Source organism: Rhodococcus jostii NBRC 16295 (assembly GCF_001894825.1).
Taxonomy (GTDB): domain Bacteria; phylum Actinomycetota; class Actinomycetes; order Mycobacteriales; family Mycobacteriaceae; genus Rhodococcus_F; species Rhodococcus_F jostii.
Genome location: NZ_BCWY01000007.1, coordinates 170,738 through 191,183, shown reverse-complemented (window position 1 = coordinate 191,183; position 20,446 = coordinate 170,738). Strand labels below are relative to the sequence as shown.

Sequence of the window (20,446 nt, the reverse complement as noted above, 5' to 3'; positions counted from 1 at the left end):
AAAGGTACATTCGCCCCGGCAGCAGCTACCGCAGCGTTGCGGTGAGGTGCGGGTACCCCTTCTTCGGGTGCTTGATCGACAGATCCCAGCCGTCGGCGGTCTGATCGGCGTAGACGTTCAGCGTGGACGGCAGCAGGATCGGCTTGCCGAAACGCACGCTGTACGTGACGGCGTCCGGGATCCGGCCCTCCACCGACCCGAGAACGGCGGCCGCACTCCACATGCCGTGCGCGATGGTCTTCGGGAATCCGAAGGCTTTGGCGCCCAACGACGACACGTGAATCGGGTTGCGGTCACCGGAGACCGCGGCGTACTTGCCGATCGTCTTCTGATCGACCCGCATCGTCCGCAGGGGACGCGGCGGCTCCTCCTCGGCCTTGGGTTCGGGGCCGGGCTGACCGGACAGCGACGTCTTCTGCTGACGCAGGAACGTCGACGTCTGCTTCCACACCAGTTCCCGTCCGACCTTGATCTCGCTGATCACGTCGATCAGGAGTCCCTTGCGGTGTTCGCGCAGATTCTCCGCGTGCACCGACACGTCGAGGGGCTCGATCACCGAGATGGGCCGGAACTGTTCGATGACGTTCTCCGCGTGCACGGAACCGATGGCGGGGAAGGGGAAACCCTCGGACACCATCAGTTTCATGACAATGGGGAACACCAGCGTGAACGGGTAGGTGAGCGGCAGGGTGTCGCCGAACCGCAACCCGGTCACCCTGTCGTACGCCGCGAGATTGTCGGGGTCCACGCGCACGCCGTTCAGGACGAGCGTCGTGTCGGGAGCGCTGTCCCCGCTCGCGCCGATGACCGGCAGTGCGCTGCGCACGGCGCGCGCGTAGATGTCGAGCGTGCCCGGCTTCTCCGTGAGTTGCACGACCTTGCCCGACATCAGGCGCCCAGCAGGCTCTGGCCGCAGACGCGTACGATCTGTCCGGTGACGGCGTTGGACGCGGGGCTCGCGAAGTAGGCGACGGTCTCCGCGACGTCGACGGTCTCGCCGCCCTGCAGCAGGGAGCTCATGCGACGTCCGGCCTCGCGGGTAGCGAAGGGGATCGCCGCCGTCATCGCGGTCTCGATGAAGCCCGGTGCGACGGCGTTGATCGTGATCTTCTTCTTCGCGAGCACCGGCGCGGAGGCCTGCACGAGTCCGATCACGCCGGCCTTGGAGGTGCCGTAGTTGGTCTGGCCGCGGTTGCCCGCGATGCCGGCGATGGAGGAGACGTCGACGACCCGTCCACCCTCCTTCAGCGCGCCCTTGGCGACGAGGACGTCGGTGATGCGCTGCGGTGCAAGAAGGTTGACCCCGATCACCATGTTCCAGCGGCCCTCGTCCATGTTGGCGAGAGTCTTGTCGCGGGTGATGCCGGCGTTGTGGACGATGATGTCTGCACCGCCGTGCCGCTCGAGGACGAACTCGGCGAGCTTGTCGGCCGCGTCGGGTGCTGTCACGTCCAACGCGAGGGACGTGCCGCCCACCTTGTTGGCCGTCTCCGACAAAGCCTCACCGGCGGCCGGGATGTCTGCGCAGATGACGTGCGCGCCGTCGCGGGAGAGGACCTCGGCGATGGTCGCGCCGATGCCGCGGGCGGCGCCGGTGACGATCGCGACCTTGCCGTCGAGCGGCTTGTCCCAGTCGGCGGGCGCGACGGAGTCTTCGTCGCCGACGCGGATCACCTGGCCGCTGACGAACGCAGACTTGGCGGACAGCAGGAAGCGGAGCGTCGATTCGAGACCCGACAGTCCGGCGGAGGCCTTCGGTGAGACGTACACGAGCTGAGCCGTGGCGCCGCGCTTGACCTCCTTGCCGACGCTGCGGGTGAACCCCTCGAGTGCCCGCTGGGCGATGTGCTCGTCGACTCCGGACGTCTCCTCGGGGGTGGTGCCGATGACGACGACGCGCGCGGACGGCGCGAGGTTGCGGATGACCGGCTGGAAGAACTCGAACAGCTGCTCGAGTTCGGTGACCGAACCGATGCCTGTGGCGTCGAACACCAGGGCGCCGTACCGGTCGTCGCCCGCTCCCGCCGCGGGGTAGTCGGACAACAGTTGGCGCAACGGCTCGACGAGGCGGCCCTTGCCGCCAATCAGGACCGGGCCGGCGAGCGGCGGTTCACCGTGCTTGTATCGCCGCAGGTTCTCGGGCCGCGGCAGTCCCGCCTTCGCGGCGATGAACGCGCCGGGTGCGGATGAGAGGAACTGGGAATAGATGTCGGGAGCTCCCTTGCTGGCTGCCACGGTCCTACCTTCTGTCGTCGTTTGGCGGTCAGTCACCGAGCACCGAGTGAAGTGCGGTGTCGACAATTAACTTACTCCTGAGTAAGAATAGTAGCCAACAGGTAATCGCACCAGATCCTTGGAGACGTCAGTGACCAGCAAAGCTCGCACCAATTCGAACTCCGCAGCGGCGCCGAAGCCAGGCGGAAAGCAGCAGCGTCCCGTCGCGATCGTCGGCGGAAACCGCATCCCGTTCGCCCGCTCCGACCGGAAGTACGCACAGGCGTCCAACCAGGACATGTTCACCGCGACGCTCGACGGGCTGGTGAGCCGCTTCAACCTCCAGGGCGAGAAGCTGGGACTCGTCGCCGGCGGTGCCGTCCTCAAGCACAGCCGCGACTTCAACCTGATGCGCGAATGCGTTCTCGGCAGCGCCCTCAGCCCCTACACCCCGGCCTTCGATCTGCAGCAGGCCTGCGGCACCGGACTGCAGTCGATCGTCGCGGTCGGTGACGCGATCGCGGCCGGCCGCATCGACGCCGGTGTCGGCGGCGGAGTCGACACCACGTCCGACGCGCCGATCGGCGTCAACGACGAACTCCGCGAGTTCCTGCTGTCGCTGAACCGCGCGAAGAGCACCGGCGACCGCATCAAGCTCCTCGGGAACGTCCGCCCGTCGATGCTCGGCATCGAGATCCCGCGCAACGGCGAGCCCCGCACCGGACTGTCCATGGGTGAGCACGCCGCCATCACGGCCAAGGAATTCGGCGTCCGCCGCGAGGACCAGGACGAACTGGCCGCCGCCAGCCACAAGAACATGGCCGCCGCCTACGACCGCGGCTTCTTCGACGACCTGGTGACCCCGTTCCTCGGCCTCACCCGCGACGACAACCTGCGGCCCGACTCCAGCGCCGAGAAGCTCGCGAAGCTGAAGCCGGTCTTCGGGGTGAAGGCGGGCGACGCGACGATGACGGCGGGTAACTCCACCCCGCTCACCGACGGTGCGTCCGCGGTCCTGCTGTCCACGGACGAGTGGGCCGCCGAGCGCAAGCTCCCGGTGCTCGCCCATCTCGTCGATTCCGAGACCGCCGCCGTCGACTACATCCACGGCAAGGACGGGCTCCTGATGGCGCCGACGTACGCCATCCCGCGTCTGCTGGCCCGCAACGGCCTCACGCTGCAGGATTTCGACTTCTACGAGATCCACGAGGCGTTCGCATCCGTCGTCCTGGCGACACTGCAGGCGTTCGAATCGGACGAGTACTGCAAGGAGCGCCTCGGGCTCGACGGTGCCCTCGGCTCCATCGACCGCAGCAAGCTGAACGTCAACGGGTCGTCGCTGGCGGCCGGTCACCCGTTCGCCGCGACCGGCGGACGCATCGTCGCATCGCTCGCCAAGATGCTTGCGGAGAAGGGTTCGGGCCGCGGTCTGATCTCGATTTGCGCCGCCGGCGGCCAGGGTGTGACGGCAATCATAGAGGCGTGATCCGCGTGGCCTTTCCGGTAGCTGGGAGACCGGAAAGGCCAGCGTGTGCGCAGTGCGAGCGGGGATCCGGCAACGAGGGGTGGCCGGATCCCCGAAATCTTTTCCGACAGGTGTAACGCTGGAGATTAGCTGGCGATAACCCTGTCAGCCCCGTGTTGCTGCCTGACCCCCGACCTGGCAGCAGCGCGGGGCTCTTGCATTTCCGGCGGCCGGTACGCTGACGTGGGGGTCTCGACCGGGCCTCGCTCGGATCGGATCGCGCTTGAAATGCAACGAGCACCGACGGCAAGCTGAGGCCCGCACGAAGGACAACTCGGTGAGAGGGCCACGGTGAACGACGAAGACGGCGACAAGGGGCGCACTGCACCCGAACGGTCGACGCCGGACCCTTCCGCGACGCCTGACAGCGTCGAACCCGAGAACGCGGGCGCTACGCCCGCTCCGGAACCGGACGAGGTCGCGACACCCGAAAACGCCCCGGCTCCCGACGACGCACCGACAACCCAGTTGAACCTCGGTGACCTGGGGGAACGTTCCGACGAGCAGGCTCCGGAACCTCCGTTGTGGGTGGAGCCGCCGGCGAACGAGGACGTCACGCAGGTGATCCCCGCGATTCCGCCGGGCCCCGTTCCGGGTCCGACGCAGGCATACACCACGGCGGCGGAGGAACCGACGGTGGTGGCCCCGGCCGCCGCGTCGCCCGTCCCGCCGCAGCCCGAACCGGAACCTGTCGAGGCGTCCGCTGAGAAGACCCCGGCCCGTGCCCCGTGGGTGAAGATCGCGGCCGTGGCCGGCGGTGTGATCGCCCTGATCGGCATCGCCTACGCCGCCGACCTCGCGGTGTCCTCCGGGAAGCTGCCGCGCGGCGTGACCGTGGCCGGCGTCGATGTGGGCGGTTCGTCCCGCGAGGAGGCGGAGGCCACGTTGCAGGCGCAGGTCGGCCCGCGCGCCGATCAGCCGCTGACGGTGCAGGCCGGCGACGTGTCCACGGAACTGGTGCCCGCCGACGCCGGGCTCGGGGTCGACTGGGAGGCCACCCTCGACCGAGCCGATTCGCAGCCTTTGAACCCGTTCACCCGCCTCACGTCGTTCTTCACCACCGACGAGATCGGGGTGGTGTCGACTCGCGACGAGGCCGCGCTGGCGTCCGCCGTCGACGGCCTTCGCGGGGAGACCGATCGCGCGTCCCGCGAGGGGACGGTCGTGTTCGAGGGTGCGATCCCGGTACCGGTGGATCCGTCGACCGGGCAGAACCTGAACGGTGAGGGTACCGAGGCGGCGTTGACCGAGGAGTGGGCGTTCGGCCGGACGGTGGAACTGCCCGTCGACGTCGTGCCCGTCACGGTGACGAAGGACGGCGTCCAGAAGGCGCTCGCCGAAGTGGCGACGCCCGCGGCCTCGGCAGACCTGGTGGTCACCGGTCGTGACGGCAAGGTCGCGACCGCGCCGCGCCAGCAGATCGGTGCGATCGTCGGTTTCGAACCGGACGGCACCGGCGGGCTGAAGCCCACGTACAACGTCGAGGCCGCCATCGGAATTCTGGCTCCGCAACTCGTTTCGACGGAGATCGCACCGAAGGACGCCGCGATCACGCTCGACGGGGGATCGCCCACGGTCGTCCCGGCCGTCGTCGGCGACCTGGTGCAGTGGCCCAAGACGTTGGAGACGCTGCCCGAGGTGTTGCGCGGCAACGGTTCTCACACGACCGCCGCGGTGTACGGTCCCGTACCGCCGGCCCTCACCACGGAAGCTGCGCAGGGTCTCGGGGTGAAGGAAGTGATCGGAGAGTTCACCACCGGCGGCTTCTCCGCGGCGTCCGGCACGAACATCCGTCTCGCCGCCAGTGAGATCAACGGCGCGCTGATCAAGCCCGGCGACACGTTCTCCCTCAACGGGTACACCGGTCCCCGCGGCACGGCTCAGGGCTATGTGGAGTCGGGCATCATCAACAACGGCCGCCCGGACACCGCGGTCGGCGGCGGTGTGAGCCAGGTGGCGACGACGCTGTACAACGCCGCGTACTTCGCCGGCATGGAGGACGTCGCGCACACCGAGCACTCGTACTACATCTCGCGGTACCCGGAGGCGCGGGAGGCGACCGTCTTCGAAGGCGCCATCGACCTGCAGTTCCGCAACACCGCCAAGACGGGCGTGATGATCCAGGCCATCGGCGGCGCCTCGGATCTGACCATCCGGTTCTGGGGTACCAAGTCGGTCGACGTCGAGTCGATCACCGGCGACCGCACCAAGCCGACGCAGCCCGACACGGTCACCCTGCCCGCAGGCGATCACTGTATCGCCTCCAGCGGCGCACCGGGGTTCACCGCCAGCGACACCCGCGTCATCTCCGATCACGCCACCGGCCAGGAGATCTCCCGGGACACCAGGACCGTCCGCTACGACCCCGTCCCGATCGTCAAGTGCGCGGCACCCGGCGCGCCCAAGCCCGACGAGCGCACCCCCGCCGCTGCGACACCGGCCCCGTCCACCGCGGCCGAGAGTCCGAAAACCACCACCCCCAAGCCGAAGCCGAACGACGGCGAGTAGAGGCACCCCTTTTCTGCAGCCGCACTCCTTCTAGGGCACCAATATGCGTGCAAATGCCGAGAAAGGGTGCGTCTGTGGGGGAGTTGTCCACAGATCGAAGATCGGTCGTGCGCCAGGCCTTCGTGGCCGCGAGTATCGACGCCATGGAACACGATCCGGGGGAATTGATATGCAGGCAGGACGCGCTTGCAGCCGGCTTCACCGACGACGAAATCCGCCGTCTCTATACACGTGGAGGATGGCGTCGTCTCGGTCACGGCGCGTATCTCGGCGAGTCGGAATTCGAGCAGGCGACGCCGGAAGCACGTCATCGCCTCTTGATCGACGCGACGGTTCCGCGAATGTCGAGCGACGCGGTGCTGAGTCACCAGTCGGCAGCCGTCATGTATGGATTGCCGGTGTGGAGAACGCCACTCGATCGGGTGCAGGTCACCAGGAACCGCCGGGGTGGCGGGCGGATCAAGACCCGCTTGACGGTGCATTGCTCCTCGCTGGACGGCCGCGTCGCGGAGGAGGACGGCTACCTCGTGACGACACCGTCACGGATGGTGGTGGATCTTGGCCGTGCGCTCCCGTTCGAGCAGGCCGTGGTGACAGGAGACGCGGCCGTCCGGGCCTTCGGAATCAGTCCCGAGGACCTGGCGTGCGAACTCGCATCTGCTCAGGGACGGAAGGGCGTGGGAGCTGCCCGTCGTGTCGTGCAATTTCTCACCGGATACAGCGAGAGTGTCGGGGAGTCGCGCAGTCGCGTGATGTTCTCGACCATGGGGCTACCTCTGCCATCTCAGCAGGGTGTGGTTCGCGGATACGACGGCAGAACCCTCGGCCGCGTTGATTTCTACATCGAGAGTTCGGCGTTCCTGGGCGAATTCGACGGACGCGTGAAGTACGAGCGGATGCTGAAACCCGGTCAGGGACCGAGTGACGCGGTGTTCGCCGAGAAGCGGCGCGAAGATGCCATGCGGGAGCTTGGTTTCCAGATGGTGCGGTGGACGTGGGAGGAGCTGGGTGACCCTCTTCGACTCGCTGCTCGCATCCGTCGGGTCCTCACTAGGGGAGAGGCATCGCTGCCTCCGATGGGGAGGATTGAGCAGTCGTCTCTGCCGGTGCCGCGGCGACTGACGCTGCGCACTGTGTAGACACCGACAAACGCACCCCTCCCCCGCAGGCGCACCCGAAATCGTGTCCGAAAGGGGGTGCGTGTGCGGAGAAGGGGTGCGTCTGCGGAGATCAGAAGCGCTGGAAGCCGATCAGAACGCTGCTTCGTCGAGCTCCATGATCTCGTTGTCGAGGTTGGCGACGATGCCGCGGGTGGCGGTCAGTTCGGGCAGGACGTTCTTCGCGAAGAAGGACGCGATGGCGACCTTGCCCTCGTAGAACGCCTTGTCCTTGTCGGAGGCGCCTTCGTCGAGGGCCTTGATCGCGATCTCGGACTGGCGCAGCAGCTGCCAGCCGATGAGCAGGTCGCCGACGGACATCAGGAAGCGGACGGAACCGAGGCCGACCTTGTACAGCTCGGACGGCTGCTCCTGCGCACCCATGAGGTACCCGGTGAGGGTGGCGGCCATGGTCTGGACGTCCTCGAGGGCGGTGGCGAGCAGGGCGCGCTCGGCCTTGAGGCGACCGTTGCCCGCCTCGCTGTCGATGAACTTCTTGACCTCGCCGGCGACGTGGGCGAGTGCCACACCGCGGTCGCGGGCGATCTTGCGGAAGAAGAAGTCCTGCGCCTGGATGGCAGTGGTGCCCTCGTACAGCGAGTCGATCTTGGCGTCGCGGATGTACTGCTCGATCGGGTAGTCCTGCAGGAAGCCGGAGCCGCCGAAGGTCTGCAGGCTGTCGGTCAGGTACTGGTAGGCCCGCTCGGAGCCGACACCCTTGACGATCGGGAGCAGCAGGTCGTTGACGCGGAACGCGAGGTCCTTGTCGGCGCCGGACACCAGCTTGGCGGTGGCCTCGTCCTGGTGTGCCGCGGTGTACAGGTACACGGCGCGCAGGCCTTCGGCGTACGCCTTCTGCATGGCGAGCGCGCGACGGACGTCGGGGTGGTGCGTGATGGTGACGCGCGGCGCGGCCTTGTCCGTCATCTGCGTGAGGTCGGCGCCCTGGACGCGTTCCTTGGCGTAGTCGAGGGCGTTGAGGTAGCCGGTGGAGAGGGTGGCGATGGCTTTGGTGCCGACCATCATGCGGGCGTGCTCGATGACGTCGAACATCTGCGCGATGCCGTTGTGGACCTCGCCGACGAGCCAGCCCTGGGCGGGAATGCCGTGGCCGCCGAAGGTGACCTCACACGTGGCGGAGACCTTCAGGCCCATCTTGTGCTCGACGTTGGTGACGAAGGCGCCGTTGCGCTCGCCGAACTCGTTGGTCTCGAAGTTGAAGTGCGTCTTCGGGACGAAGAACAGCGACAGTCCCTTGGTGCCGGGGCCTGCGCCCTCGGGGCGGGCCAGGACCAGGTGGAAGATGTTCTCGAACAGGTCGTCGGAGTCGGCGGACGTGATGAACCGCTTGACGCCCTCGATGTGCCAGGAGCCGTCGTCCTGCTTGATGGCCTTGGTGCGGCCTGCGCCGACGTCGGAACCGGCGTCGGGTTCGGTGAGGACCATGGTGGCACCCCAGCCGCGTTCGACGCAGGTGGCGGCCCACTTCTTCTGCTCTTCGGTGCCGTTGTGGAACAGCACGTCCGCGAACGCGGGTCCGGCCTGGTACATGTGCGCGGCCGGCTGGGCGCCGAGGATCAGCTCACCGATGGCCCACACGACGGACCGGGGCACGGGAACGCCGCCGATCTCCTCGGAGAGTCCCATGCGGTACCACTCGGCGTCCCAGAGTGCGCGGAACGACTTCTTGAAGGATTCCGGCAGGGTGACGGTGTGGTTCTCGGGGTCGAAGACCGGAGGGTTGCGGTCGGCGTCGGCGAAGGACTCTCCCAGCGGTCCCTCGGCGAGGCGGGCAACTTCGCTGAGCATGTTGCGGACGGTGTCGGCGTCGAGATCGCCCCACACGCCTTCACTCAGCGGCTGCTCGAGACCGAGAACCTCGAAGAGGTTGAACTCCAGGTCGCGGACGTTGCTCTTGTAATGGCCCATGTCTTCTGTCTCTCCCAGTGAGATGGTGCGGTCTATCCGTTAGTACCGCCCAAGTTATTACTCGTCGGTAACATTGACCGATATTACGCCCCATTTACCTGACTGCCAAGACTCGGGCGGTGCGCGACGACGAGCGCGTCGATCGCCGTTCCGGCCTCCGTCTCGCGGAAGCGCCGTTCGGCAACGTCGACGGCGAGACGCTCGTCGAACATTTTCACCACATCGTCTGGCGTGTACAGGATTTCGAGATCCTGGGGACCTCCGACGCCCTGCGACAAGTTAACGGCGTCATGCCCCAAAATCATGAGGATTCCGTCAGGTTTCAGCGCAGATATGGCGCGGTTCACAACCCGCAGCCGCTCCGCCGGGGCGAGATGGAGGTAGATCACGAGCACGAGGTCGTACTCGCCGCCGAGGTCCGAATCGGTGACGTCGGCGACGCGATAGTCGAGTCGTTCACGGACCGACCGGGGTGCGTCGGCGGCCACCCGGCGGGCCTTGTCGACGGCCACGGCCGAGTAGTCGAGGCCCGTCACCTCCCAGCCTCGGGTGGCGAGCCAGAGTGCGTTGCGGCCCTCCCCACACGCCAGGTCGAGTGCGCGACCGCGGGGGAGCGCGGTAACCTGCTCGACCACGACGGCGTTGGGTGGGGCACCCCACACCAGGTCGCTCTGTGAATACCGTTCGTCCCAGGCCGCTGCATCCATGCCGTCGACGCTAGTACGACGACTACGGCGTGAGCGTCGTGCGCATGAGGAGCACGTTGTAGTTGTTGTGCACCGTCGTGAGGAAGTAGAGGTCGGGTCCCGACGACCACGGGTGGATGTACGCGCCGTACGCGGTGGGCAGCTCCCGCGTGTCGACGAGCACCTCCGGCGGGCCCCACGGACCGGTGACCGACGGCGAGCGGCGCATGACCACCGAGTTGTACTGGTCGGTGGTCAGCATGAGGTATTGGCCGAGGTATTCGTTGTACGCGACGGACAGTTCGCCGACGCCGCCCGGCATGATCGGCTTGGCGACGTCGGGGTTGCCCTTGATCCACTTGGCGCCGTCGAAGTACTCGTACGCCCCGAGGTCCATGATCTGGGGCTCCGGCACCCGCGCGATGTGGACGAGACCGCCGCGGCCGGCGGGTGTTCCGTACTGGTAGACGAAACCGTCGGCCTTGACGAAGGCGCTCATCTGGAAGTTGGCGTTGCCGCCGACGTTCGGGCGCTGCGTCTCGGGGGCGACGGTCCAGTTCTCACCGTTGTCCTGGGAGTACACGAGACCGGAGTAGTTGGTGTCCCACGTCCCGGCCGGACCCCAGTTCTTCACCGACATCATGCTCAGCACCTGGGTGTTGCCGACGGCGACGCCGGCGGTGGGGATGCGGCTGATCTCGACGAACGGGATCTTGGGGCTGGGAACGAGTTCCTTGGACTGGCCGAAGATGTCGCGCGGCGAGCTGTCGAAGTTCATTCCGTCCGAGAGGATGCCGTCCGAGCTGCGGAAGAGTGTGCTGCTGCGCCAGGCCCACAGGCTGCCCGACAGCAGGTTGGGCAGTCCGAGTCCGGCGGAGTCGCCGAACGCCGTGAGGACCTGGCCCTGGCCGTTGTCCCACATGACGCCGAGGTCGGTGCCGAGGACGTTGGCGTCCTGGGTGCGGTTAGGACTGAGCATGCCGGTCTGCTGCGCGACCGCCTGGGTGCGCCCGTTGAGGTGGGGGATCCCGTTGGTGCCGTTGAGGCCGGGGATCGGATTGATGGCGTTGGGATTCGCGGCGGCCGGGCCGGCGAAGGTGATCAACGTCACCGCTGCGCCGATGAGTGACGCTGCTGCAAGAGCTTTGGTTCGCTTCACGAGGACACTCCATCTCTAGCAGCAGGCGGCACTGCGTGGCCTGAAACGACCACTCCCCCTACCGGTGATCAACTGCTGGAAATCGCGAGAAGTCTAACAAGTCTGTTCATACGAAAGTGTCGGTTTGACCGCCGTGTTCGTTTCGACCACGTCCCCGCCGAACCGATGTTACCGACGAGTAACAGGAACCGGTGCTACCCCGTGGGCGGCGCTCGACGTAACGTGTGCTGGCGACAAGTCCACACTGCGCGTAACCACGCGGGACCTGATGAGGAGATCGATCGATGGGAAAGCAGATTGCCACCGTGGCTGGAGGTCGGCAGTCCGCCCTTCTCGGGCTCGGCGTGTATCGGCCCGAGCGGGTTGTCACCAACGACGAGATCTGTGAACTGATCGACTCGACGGACGAGTGGATCCAGTCTCGTTCGGGCATCCGGAACCGGCGCTTCGCGGCGGAGGACGAGAATGTCGTCACCATGTCCATCGAGGCCGGACGCAAGGCCATCGAGGCGAGCGGTATCGACCCCGAGCAGATCGGCTGCGTCATCGTCGCCACGTCGACGTATCTCCTCCTGACGCCCCCGGCCGCGGCCCTGGTCGCCGACGCGCTGGGTACCAGTGGGCCCGGTGCGTTCGACCTCGGTGGCGGATGCGCCGGCTTCTGCACGGCGCTGACCGTGGCGTCGGATCTGGTTCGCGGCGGATCGGTCGACTACGCCCTCGTGGTGGGTGTCGAGAAGATGAGCATCACCACCGAACCGACCGACCGCTCCACGCGCTTCATCTTCGGTGACGGCGCAGGCGCCGTCGTGGTCGGCAAGAGCGATGTCGCGGGCATCGGACCGGTGGAGTGGGGTTCCGACGGTTCCCAGTCCGACGCCATCGTGCAGGACCTGGACTGGTACGAATACATCACGACACCGGGGGCCAAGCGCCCGTACATCAAGATGGCCGGCACCGCGGTGTTCCGCTGGGCGGCCTTCGAGATGGGCAAGGTGGCGCTCGCCGCCGTCGAGAAGGCCGGACTGACCGTCGAGGACCTCGACGCATTCGTTCCGCATCAGGCGAACTCCCGGATCACCGAGGTGATCGCCCGCAGCATGAAGCTCCCCGAGAACGTCCCGGTCTCCGACGACATCGCCGAGTCCGGCAACACCTCGGCCGCGTCCGTGCCGCTCGCGATGGAGGCGATGCTGGCGAACGGCGACGTGAAGCCCGGCGACACGGCGCTGCTCCTCGCGTTCGGTGCCGGACTGTCGTACGCCGGGCAGGTCGTCACGATGCCGGTGTTCGCGCAGAACTGACCTGCGCTTCGTGCACACCCTCCGGCGGAGCGGTTCTCGCACCGCGGCCACGATCGCCTGTCTGGTGATGGTGGCTGCGGTGTCCGGCGGGTGCGGACGGGACGCCACGCTGCCGAGGGAACCGGCCGGCGAGGACGGCTCCGCGGTGGAACTGAACTCGGGCGGCGACTGCGCGGGCCGCGACGTGATCGTCAACAGGGACGGTGTCGGCGTCGTCCTGGACGGCGAGTGCGGCACCGTCACCATCGAGGCCAACGGTGTCTCGGCGAACGTCGCGACGTCGAACGCGGTGATCGTGCGCGGTCAGGACACCAACGTGGTCGGCGGGCAGACCGGAACGCTCACGATCTCGGGGCGCAGCAACAGCGCCGGCATCGACGTGGTCGAGTCGATCGACCTGCAGGGCAACGCCGTGACGGTGCTCGGCAAGCAGGCGGAGCGGATCTCGGTCAGCGGAAGCGGCAACTCGCTGAACGTGGACGATTCCGGCGCGGTGACGGTGAGCGGCAACGACAACTCCGTGCGCGCCGCGTCTCTCGATTCGCTCGAACTCACCGGTTCCAACAACACCGTCGACTGGGATTCCGGTGCGACGGTCCCGGCGGTCGACACGGGTTCGGAGAATCGGCTCACCCCGCCCGGAGCGTGATCACCGGGCACCGCACCCGGTGAGCACCGCGGCCATCGCATCGCGCTCGGGTGGTGTCACCCAGAGTCGGTACGCCACTTTCACTTCCACCTGACGGGCCACGTAGGTGCAGCGGTACGCCGCCAGCGGGGGCAGCCACGTCGACGCGTCGGCGTCGCTCTTGCGCTGATTCGTGGGACCGTCCACCGCCTGCAGGTTGCGGGGGTCGTTCGCGAGGTCGGCCCGTGTCTGCGCGTCGAGGAGTTGCGCGCCCTTCTGCCACGCGTCCGACAGCGCCACGACGTGATCGATCTGCACGGCGTCCGACGTCTTCGTGCCCCGGGTGAACGCAATGGTGTTGCCCGTGTACAGATCCCGCAACGTGCCCGACTGCACCACGCACTCGCGGGTGCGATCGCGGGAGCTGATGTCGACGAGATCACGCCGGAGGATGTCGTTGCGGGTGTCGCAGCCGTTGCGCCCGAGCGAGACCGACACGTTGTCGGTCCAGCTGGCGCCGAACAGTTCCCGGTCGTACCCGGTCTTGGGTGCCCGGCCCTTCACCTCGAGGGTGGCGAGCTGGACGAACGCCGACTGTATCTGTTGTTTGTCAGTGACTTCCGAGGGCGAGATCGGTCCGGTTCCGGCGGCGAGGGTGTCGTCGGGGTCCGGGGACAGCATCGCGACGAGCACGACGACGACGAGGCCGGCGAGGATCCAGGGCCATTTGTTCCTGACGGTCGTGATGATGGAGCCGGTGTTCGGTACCGCAGAGCGGGGCATGAATCTCTCCTGAAATCAACGCTGTTCGTCATTTCTATCAGGAGTGGCACCGAGGGCCGGTGAGCGGCCCGGGATTACGCGGTGGCGGTGTGGAGCAGAGGAATCAGCAACTCGTCGTCGGTGAGGGCGCCGTGCTGGCCGGGGAGTGCGGACAGCCTCGACTCCGCCTTCCGCCGGACCACCGCGACACCGCCCTGCGCGATGGCGACGACGTCCCCGATGCGGCCCTGCACCTCGGACCGCACGGCCGGTCCGAACAGTCCTGCGGTGACGGCCTCGTCCCGCGTGCCGATCCACATGCGGTGTCCCAGTTCGCTCCTCCACCGGTCGGCGACGTCGTGCGCGGCTCCGGCTCGGGTGTGGACGTGCCTGCAGCGGGGTTCGCCCGCGAGTGCCATCACGTCGTCCGACAGCGCCGCAGTGTCGTCGAAGTCGATCTTGTCCGCGTCGTCCACGGTGACCATGCCGTGGTCGGCGGTGACGTGGAGTGTGATGCCCGGACCTGCGGCCTCGAGGCCGGCGACGAGTTTCTCGACGAGCCGGTCGACGACGGTGAGCTGATGCAGCCAAGATTCGGATCCCGGTCCGTAAATGTGTCCGAGCGTGTCGATTTCGCTGAGGTAGCAGTACGTGAGGGTTCGTTCGCCGGACCGGGACGCCGTGACGACGTGCGCGATGAGGTCACCGTACGCGTGTATGCCTCGGAACGTGCCGCCGCGGAGGACCGCGCGGGTGAGCCCGGACCCGTCGAACTTCGCGGGCACCACGGTCGTGCACGTGATGCCGTCTGCCGCGGCACGTTCGAACACCGTCGGTGCGGGCTGCGCGACCTCGGGGACCAACCGGGTGAGTTCGTCGCCCTTGTGTCCGGCGCGCCACGACAGCCAGTTGAGCGTGCCGCGAACCTCACGAACGTATGACTGGTAGCCGGTGATGCCGTGGCTGCCCGACGGCAGCCCCGTGCCGAACGACGCGATGCTGGTGGCCGTCGTGGTGGGGAACCCCGCCCGGATCGGCCGGCCGGCCAGGCTGTCGAGGAACGGCGCGTGTTCGCGGTGGCGTCGCAGCAGAGTCCAGCCGAGGCCGTCGATCAGGAGCACCACGGTGTGCCTGCTGTCCGGCAGGTGCAACCGGTTGGGTTCGCCGGCGACCCCCAGCGAAGCGAGAACGGACGGCATCAGGGCGGACAGCGTGGGCTGCGAGTACACGTCGAGCGGGGGCGCCGAAACGGTCATGACCTCCACTATGCGGGATCGGCTCGGCCCGCACCATGCTGAGTCGGCTCAGACCGCACCACCGTGAGTCGGCTCAGCCGACGCGGTGATACAGATCCACCGGTTGGCCGTCGGAGGGGAACGGCAGCGAGGTGTAGTTGAGCGGGGCGACGTAGTCGGGGCTCACCTGCCAGTCGAATCGCTGCAGCAGGTGGTGCATGACCGTCTTGATCTCGGCGCCGGCGAAATGCATTCCCAGGCATTTGTGCACGCCGCCGCCGAACGGCTCCCACGCATATCGGTGCACCTTGTCCTCGCGGCGTTCGGGTGCGAACCGCTCGGGGTCGAACTTCTCCGGTTCGGGCCAGTACTCGGGCATGTGGTGGGTGAAGTGCACGACCACGGACATGTACGTTCCCCGCGGGATGTAGCGGCCGAGCACCTCGGTGTCCTTCACCGCCCGGCGGGCGACCACCGGGACCGGCGGGACGAGGCGCATGCACTCCTTCATCACGAGGTCCAGGTCGGTGAGTTCGTCGAGTTGGTCGTAGGTCGGGGTGGTCGTGCCCAGTGCCGCGGACTGACGCCGGCAGCGCTCCTGCCATTCGGGGTGCTGGCCGAGATACTGCATCATCGTCGACAGGGTGATCGTGGACGTGTCGTGAGCGGCCATCAGCAGGAAGATCATGTGGTTGACGACGTCGTCGTCGCTGAACCGCTGTCCCTCTTCGGATTCGATGTGGCACAGCGCGGAGAACAGGTCGTCGCCGGCACCCGCGCGGCGGGCGGGCAGGTAGCGGCGGAAGAAATCCTCGAGGCGTGCGCGTCCGTCGATGCCGCGTTTCCATCGGGTTCCGGGCAACGGGTACCGCACCACCGAGGTGGCGGCCTGCACGCAGTCGATGAAGGCCCTGTTGATCTCGGTCATCTCCTGGTGCGTCGCCCCCTCGGCGCCGCCCATGAAGATGCTTGTGGCGAGATCCAGCGTGAGTTCCTTCAGCGTGGGATACGCGGCGAAACCCAGGGCGGGCCGCCACGCGTCGAGTCCCTTCTCGACCGCGGGGTGGAGCGCCTCGGTGTAGCGGGACAACCGGTCGCGGGTGAACGCCTGCTGCATGATTCGCCGGTGGGCGAGGTGTTCGTCGCCGTCGAGCAGCATGAGCCCGCGGTGGAAGAACGGTCCGATCAGCACGCTCCACCCGTCGCTGTTGACGAATGCGCGGTCCTTGTTCTGCAGCACTTCCTGGCAGCCGTCCGGTCCGAGCACGGTGACCCACCTCTGGCCGGCCATGCTCAGCCACGACATCGGGCCGAAGCGGTCCCAGCGGCTCTGCAGCAGTCCCATCGGGTCGCGGAAGTAGTCCAGCGAGTGTCCGATGACGGGCAATCCGGCATTGCCCGAGATGGGTTGAAGGGCACTTTCCGGTGGGGGAGCAGCGAGAACTCTGGGCATCGGCCCTCCTCGTCGGCGTATGTGACAGGGCAGCCTGTCAGATGTGTGTAGTGTGCGTCACACCTACGGGTCTGTCAATATCGAGTCATGAGTCAGCCGGCGCGGCAGTACCGCGGGCGAAGTTCCGAGCAGCGGGCCGCGGAGCGTCGCGCGCGGTTGCTCGAGGCGGGGCTCGAGGTGTTCGGCACCGTCGGCGGCGAAAAGGCGACCATGACCGCGATCTGCGCCGAGGCGAAACTCACGGAACGCTATTTCTACGAGAGCTTCCGCAGCCGGGACGACCTGCTGGTGCAGGTGATCGAGGGCATCGCCGCGGAGATCGGGGAGGCCGCGCGGGTCACCCTGCAGACCGTGACCGGCGACCCGGAGGTGCGGGCGCGGGCGGCGATCGCGACCTTCGTCGACATCCTGACCGCCGACCCGCGGAAGGGCAGGGTGTCGATCATCGAGTCGGCCGGCGCCGAACCGCTGCGGACGCGAAGACGCGAGTTGCTGCGGGCGTTCGCCCTGCTGGTCGCCGAGGAATCGAAGGAACTCTACGGCGACCGGGCGTGGTCGTCGCCACAGGACGAGATCACCGCGCTGCTGTTCGTGGGCGGGCTCGCGGAACTCATGACGGCGTGGCTGAACGGCGAGATCGAGGTGTCGCCCGACCAGATCGTCGACGCCGCCACCTACCAGTTCACCTCCACCGCACACCGCTGATCGGGTCCCGGGCGAAAACGTGACGGGGGTCACGTGCGAAGCTGTGGGCATGGTGGATATCGCACGCCCGCAGTTGGAGGGCACGGTCGCGGTAGGCGAGGGGCGTCGGCTCGGCTTCGCGGAGTTCGGTTCGGCTCAGGGCAGGGCGGTGTTCTGGCTGCACGGCACGCCCGGCGCGCGCCGGCAGGTGCCGATGGAGGCCCGCGCGTTCGCCGAGCGTGAGCACGTCCGGCTGATCGGGATCGACCGGCCGGGCGTCGGCTCGTCGACGCCGCACCGGTACGGCGCGGTGATCGACTTCGCCGAGGACCTGCGCACGGTCGCCGACACACTGGGCATCGATCAGATGGCCGTCGTCGGACTGTCCGGTGGCGGCCCGTACACGCTGGCGGCGGCGCACGCGATGCCCGACCGCGTGGTCGCGACCGGCATCCTCGGTGGTGTAGCGCCGACGCAGGGGCCCGACGCCATCCGCAGCGGATTGATGGATCTCGCGGTGCTGGCGGCCCCGGTGCTGTCGGCGGGCGGCGTCCCGGTCGGGTTGGCGGCGAGTTCCGTCATCAGGCTGGCGAGGCCGTTCGCGTCACCGATCATCGACCTGTACGGACGGATGTCCCCGGAGGGCGACCGCCGGTTGCTCGCGCGGCCGGAGTTCAAGGCGATGTTCCTCGACGATCTGCTCAACGGCGGCCGCAAACAGCTCAGTGCCCCGTTCGCGGATCTCGTTCTGTTCGCGCGGGACTGGGGATTCCGGGTCAATTCGGTGAAGACCCCGGTGCGGTGGTGGCACGGCGACTGCGACCACATCATCCCGCTCCGGCACGGGCAGCACATGGTTGCGCTGCTCCCGGACGCCGAGTTCCACACGATGCACGGGGAAAGCCATCTCGGCGGTCTGGGGATGTCGGAGGAGATCCTCCGCTCGCTCCTGGACATCTGGGACGCCAAGGAGGCACAGGCACCGTTCGGCCCGGTGTGACGGCGGCGCGGACGGGCCCCGCCACCGTCACCGGTCAGGACTGCAGCGTGGTGATCTGGAAGGTGGCGCCGAGGGGGTCGGCGACGGACGCGAGTCGCCCGAACGGCGTGTCCTCCGGTTCGCGCCGGACGCTGCCGCCCAGTTCGGTCACCTTCGCGACCGCCACGTCGGTGTCGTCGACGCCGATGTAGAACTGCCAGAACGAGGGGACGCCCTCGGGCAGGAACGAGTCGGCGTCCATGATGCCGGCGACGGTGCGATCGCCGAGGTTGGCCTGGGAGTAGCGGAATTCGTCTGTGTCGCCGAGGGTCTGGTAGGTCCAGCCGAAGACGTCCGCGTAGAAGGGGAGCGCCGCCGTGTAGTTGCGCGACAGCGTTTCGTGCCAGACGGGCGCGCCGGGTTCGTCGACCAGGCCGAAGCCGCCGTGCTGATCGGCCTGCCACACGCCGATGACGGCGCCGGCGGGATCACCGAGAATGGCCATCGTGCCCTGGTCACCGACGGTCATCGCGGGCATCATCACCTGGCCGCCCGCCTCGGCGGCCTTCGCCGCGGTGGCTTCGGCGTCCTCGGAGGCGATGTAGGTGGTCCACACGTTGCCGTACGGGTTTCCCGGCTGTTGGGGGCCGAGGCCCGCGATGGGTTTGCCGTTCCTGCTGAAGATGGAGTAGCCGCCGTACTGCGGATCCTCGTTAGTGTCGGAGTTCCACCCGAACAGCCCGGTGTAGAACGGAATGACCTGTTGGGGGTCGGAACTGGTGAGATCGATCCAGCAGGGAGCGCCGGTGAGGGACGGACGGTCGGGCATCGCGGTCTCCTAGGACGTCTGTGAGTGAACGGTGTGGTGCCGGTCACAAACCTACGCGTCCCCTCGACCTGACCTCGGTCCGTGGTGCGCTGTGGAAGACTCTGCCCATGTCTGCGAGCGAGAACCAGGACAGCCCGGGCAGGGCCCGCCAGAATCTGATCTACCGCGACGGCGTCCTCGGGCGCACGCCCACCGTTCCCGCCGACTTCGACACCCTCGAGCGGCGTGCGCGGAAGAAGATGAGCGCGAAGGGATGGGCCTACGTTCACGGCGGCGCCGGACTGGGTCGCACAATGCAGGCCAACCGCGACGCGTTCGACAAGTGGCAGATCGTTCCCCGGGTGCTGCGCGACGTCTCGAAACGCGACATCGGGGTGGAACTGTTCGGGCGCCGGATTCCGGCGCCGGTGCTGCTCGCCCCCGTCGGCGCCGCTGAACTGGCCCGGCCGGAGGCCGATGTGGCCATCGCCGCGGCCGCCGCCGAACTGGGTGTGCCGTACATCTTCTCCAACCAGGGTTGCGCCCCGATGGAGGAGAGCGCGGCGGCGATGGGCGACGCACCCCGGTGGTTCCAGCTGTACTGGAGCACGGACGACGATCTCGTCGACAGTCTGCTCCAGCGCGCGGAGAAGATTCGGGCGGACGCCGTCGTCGTCACCCTCGACACGACCATGCTCGGCTGGCGGCCGGAAGACCTCAACCTCGGCTCGCTGCCCTTCGCGCAGGGGCAGGGGATCGCGCAGTACACATCCGACCCGGTGTTCCGCAGAATCGTGCACGACCGGATCAAAGCCGCGGCGAAGAAGCCGGACGTCGAGGTGACGCTCGGCGCGATCCGGTCGCTGGTGTCGATGACCCGGCGCTTCCCGGGCCGCTTCCTCGACAACCTGCGGTCGCCGGAGCCGCGGGCCGCCGTGGAGACGTTCCTCGACATCTATTCCCGGCCGTCGTTGAGTTGGGCCGACATCGAGACCCTCCGCGGCCGGACGTCGCTCCCGATCCTCCTGAAGGGCGTGCTGCACCCCGACGACGCCCGGCGCGCACTCGATGCCGGGGTCGACGGCATCGTCGTGTCGAATCACGGTGGGCGGCAGGTGGACGGCAGCGTGTCCTCGCTGGACGCGCTCGTCGACATCGCGCCCGTCGTCGATGGCCGGCTGACGCTGCTCCTCGACAGCGGAATCCGCACGGGAGCAGACGTCTTCAAGGCCCTCGCGCTCGGTGCGGACGCGGTGACGCTCGGCCGGCCCCACCTGTACGGTCTGGCCCTCGCGGGTCAGGCCGGCGCGCGGGACGCGACGGCCAACGTGATCGCCGAGTTCGACCTCACGATGGGGCTGAGCGGCCTGACGTCTGTGGCCGAGATCGACCGCGACGCGTTGCGCCGGGCGTAG

Annotated in this window: 17 protein-coding genes; 8 read left to right on the top strand and 9 right to left on the bottom strand. The window is 67.8% G+C overall.

Features of this window, described 5'->3' with window-relative positions:
• Nucleotides 1-25: 25 nt before the first annotated feature.
• Both RJ1_RS08310 and RJ1_RS08305 read right to left on the bottom strand, forming a co-directional pair.
• The gene (locus RJ1_RS08310) at nucleotides 26-889 is read right to left on the bottom strand and encodes a MaoC/PaaZ C-terminal domain-containing protein (protein WP_073359469.1); all 864 of its coding nucleotides are present in this window, start codon (nucleotides 887-889) and stop codon (nucleotides 26-28) included.
• On the bottom strand, nucleotides 889-2,235 hold the full coding sequence (locus tag RJ1_RS08305) for a 3-oxoacyl-ACP reductase (RefSeq protein WP_073359468.1): 1,347 nt from the start codon (nucleotides 2,233-2,235) through the stop codon (nucleotides 889-891). Before RJ1_RS08305 ends, RJ1_RS08310 begins: the two co-directional genes overlap by 1 nt.
• Before the next feature lie 130 nt (nucleotides 2,236-2,365).
• Here RJ1_RS08305 and RJ1_RS08300 point away from each other — a divergent pair, with 130 nt between their 5' ends.
• From RJ1_RS08300 to RJ1_RS08290, 3 genes are all read left to right on the top strand, one after another.
• Nucleotides 2,366-3,700 (top strand): acetyl-CoA C-acetyltransferase, encoded by a 1,335-nt coding sequence (locus tag RJ1_RS08300; protein ID WP_073359467.1) that lies wholly within the window; start codon nucleotides 2,366-2,368, stop codon nucleotides 3,698-3,700.
• A gap of 330 nt (nucleotides 3,701-4,030) precedes the next feature.
• Nucleotides 4,031-6,247, top strand: coding sequence for a VanW family protein (locus tag RJ1_RS08295; RefSeq protein ID WP_073359466.1), 2,217 nt, complete (start codon nucleotides 4,031-4,033; stop codon nucleotides 6,245-6,247).
• 107 nt (nucleotides 6,248-6,354) lie between these two features.
• A complete protein-coding gene (locus RJ1_RS08290) occupies nucleotides 6,355-7,386 on the top strand; it encodes a hypothetical protein (RefSeq protein WP_240319919.1) in 1,032 nt (343 codons plus the stop codon).
• 111 nt (nucleotides 7,387-7,497) lie between these two features.
• Here the strand turns inward: RJ1_RS08290 and RJ1_RS08285 are convergent, their stop codons facing one another.
• The 3 genes from RJ1_RS08285 to RJ1_RS08275 form a co-directional block, all read right to left on the bottom strand.
• The gene (locus tag RJ1_RS08285; RefSeq protein WP_073359465.1) at nucleotides 7,498-9,333 is read right to left on the bottom strand and encodes an acyl-CoA dehydrogenase; all 1,836 of its coding nucleotides are present in this window, start codon (nucleotides 9,331-9,333) and stop codon (nucleotides 7,498-7,500) included.
• A gap of 83 nt (nucleotides 9,334-9,416) precedes the next feature.
• Entirely contained in the window at nucleotides 9,417-10,040 is a 624-nt protein-coding gene (locus tag RJ1_RS08280) for a class I SAM-dependent methyltransferase (protein ID WP_073359464.1), read from the bottom strand.
• Nucleotides 10,041-10,062: 22 nt separating this feature from the next.
• Nucleotides 10,063-11,178, bottom strand: a complete 1,116-nt coding sequence (locus RJ1_RS08275; protein ID WP_073359463.1) for a glycoside hydrolase family 183 protein — start codon at nucleotides 11,176-11,178, stop codon at nucleotides 10,063-10,065.
• A 284-nt stretch (nucleotides 11,179-11,462) separates the two neighbouring features.
• Here RJ1_RS08275 and RJ1_RS08270 point away from each other — a divergent pair, with 284 nt between their 5' ends.
• Both RJ1_RS08270 and RJ1_RS08265 read left to right on the top strand, forming a co-directional pair.
• On the top strand, nucleotides 11,463-12,482 hold the full coding sequence (locus RJ1_RS08270) for a beta-ketoacyl-ACP synthase III (RefSeq protein ID WP_073359462.1): 1,020 nt from the start codon (nucleotides 11,463-11,465) through the stop codon (nucleotides 12,480-12,482).
• A gap of 10 nt (nucleotides 12,483-12,492) precedes the next feature.
• Nucleotides 12,493-13,131, top strand: a complete 639-nt coding sequence (locus RJ1_RS08265; RefSeq protein ID WP_240319920.1) for a DUF3060 domain-containing protein — start codon at nucleotides 12,493-12,495, stop codon at nucleotides 13,129-13,131.
• Here the strand turns inward: RJ1_RS08265 and RJ1_RS08260 are convergent, their stop codons facing one another.
• From RJ1_RS08260 to RJ1_RS08250, 3 genes are all read right to left on the bottom strand, one after another.
• Complete coding sequence (locus tag RJ1_RS08260) at nucleotides 13,132-13,893, bottom strand: HNH endonuclease family protein (protein ID WP_073359461.1); 762 nt, start codon at nucleotides 13,891-13,893, stop codon at nucleotides 13,132-13,134.
• 74 nt (nucleotides 13,894-13,967) lie between these two features.
• Nucleotides 13,968-15,128, bottom strand: a complete 1,161-nt coding sequence (locus RJ1_RS08255) for an alkaline phosphatase family protein (RefSeq protein WP_073359460.1) — start codon at nucleotides 15,126-15,128, stop codon at nucleotides 13,968-13,970.
• A 73-nt stretch (nucleotides 15,129-15,201) separates the two neighbouring features.
• On the bottom strand, nucleotides 15,202-16,560 hold the full coding sequence (locus RJ1_RS08250) for a cytochrome P450 (protein ID WP_073359459.1): 1,359 nt from the start codon (nucleotides 16,558-16,560) through the stop codon (nucleotides 15,202-15,204).
• Nucleotides 16,561-16,647: 87 nt separating this feature from the next.
• Here RJ1_RS08250 and RJ1_RS08245 point away from each other — a divergent pair, with 87 nt between their 5' ends.
• A complete protein-coding gene (locus RJ1_RS08245; protein ID WP_073359458.1) occupies nucleotides 16,648-17,265 on the top strand; it encodes a TetR/AcrR family transcriptional regulator in 618 nt (205 codons plus the stop codon).
• Between the two features lie 49 nt (nucleotides 17,266-17,314).
• Entirely contained in the window at nucleotides 17,315-18,244 is a 930-nt protein-coding gene (locus RJ1_RS08240) for an alpha/beta fold hydrolase (RefSeq protein WP_073359457.1), read from the top strand.
• A 34-nt stretch (nucleotides 18,245-18,278) separates the two neighbouring features.
• On the opposite strand, the gene RJ1_RS08235 is transcribed toward RJ1_RS08240, so the two are convergent.
• Entirely contained in the window at nucleotides 18,279-19,052 is a 774-nt protein-coding gene (locus RJ1_RS08235; protein ID WP_073359456.1) for a VOC family protein, read from the bottom strand.
• 107 nt (nucleotides 19,053-19,159) lie between these two features.
• Between RJ1_RS08235 and RJ1_RS08230 the strand changes: the two genes are divergently transcribed.
• Nucleotides 19,160-20,446, top strand: coding sequence for a lactate 2-monooxygenase (locus RJ1_RS08230; protein ID WP_073359455.1), 1,287 nt, complete (start codon nucleotides 19,160-19,162; stop codon nucleotides 20,444-20,446).

Coding starts and splice junctions, on each gene's coding strand:
- RJ1_RS08310 (WP_073359469.1), bottom strand. CDS start 889: ATGTCGGGCAAGGTCGTGCAACTCACGGAGAAGCCGGGCACGCTCGAC.
- RJ1_RS08285 (WP_073359465.1), bottom strand. CDS start 9,333: ATGGGCCATTACAAGAGCAACGTCCGCGACCTGGAGTTCAACCTCTTC.
- RJ1_RS08280 (WP_073359464.1), bottom strand. CDS start 10,040: ATGGATGCAGCGGCCTGGGACGAACGGTATTCACAGAGCGACCTGGTG.
- RJ1_RS08270 (WP_073359462.1), top strand. CDS start 11,463: ATGGGAAAGCAGATTGCCACCGTGGCTGGAGGTCGGCAGTCCGCCCTT.
- RJ1_RS08260 (WP_073359461.1), bottom strand. CDS start 13,893: ATGCCCCGCTCTGCGGTACCGAACACCGGCTCCATCATCACGACCGTC.
- RJ1_RS08255 (WP_073359460.1), bottom strand. CDS start 15,128: ATGACCGTTTCGGCGCCCCCGCTCGACGTGTACTCGCAGCCCACGCTG.
- RJ1_RS08250 (WP_073359459.1), bottom strand. CDS start 16,560: ATGCCCAGAGTTCTCGCTGCTCCCCCACCGGAAAGTGCCCTTCAACCC.
- RJ1_RS08245 (WP_073359458.1), top strand. CDS start 16,648: ATGAGTCAGCCGGCGCGGCAGTACCGCGGGCGAAGTTCCGAGCAGCGG.
- RJ1_RS08240 (WP_073359457.1), top strand. CDS start 17,315: ATGGTGGATATCGCACGCCCGCAGTTGGAGGGCACGGTCGCGGTAGGC.
- RJ1_RS08235 (WP_073359456.1), bottom strand. CDS start 19,052: ATGCCCGACCGTCCGTCCCTCACCGGCGCTCCCTGCTGGATCGATCTC.
- RJ1_RS08230 (WP_073359455.1), top strand. CDS start 19,160: ATGTCTGCGAGCGAGAACCAGGACAGCCCGGGCAGGGCCCGCCAGAAT.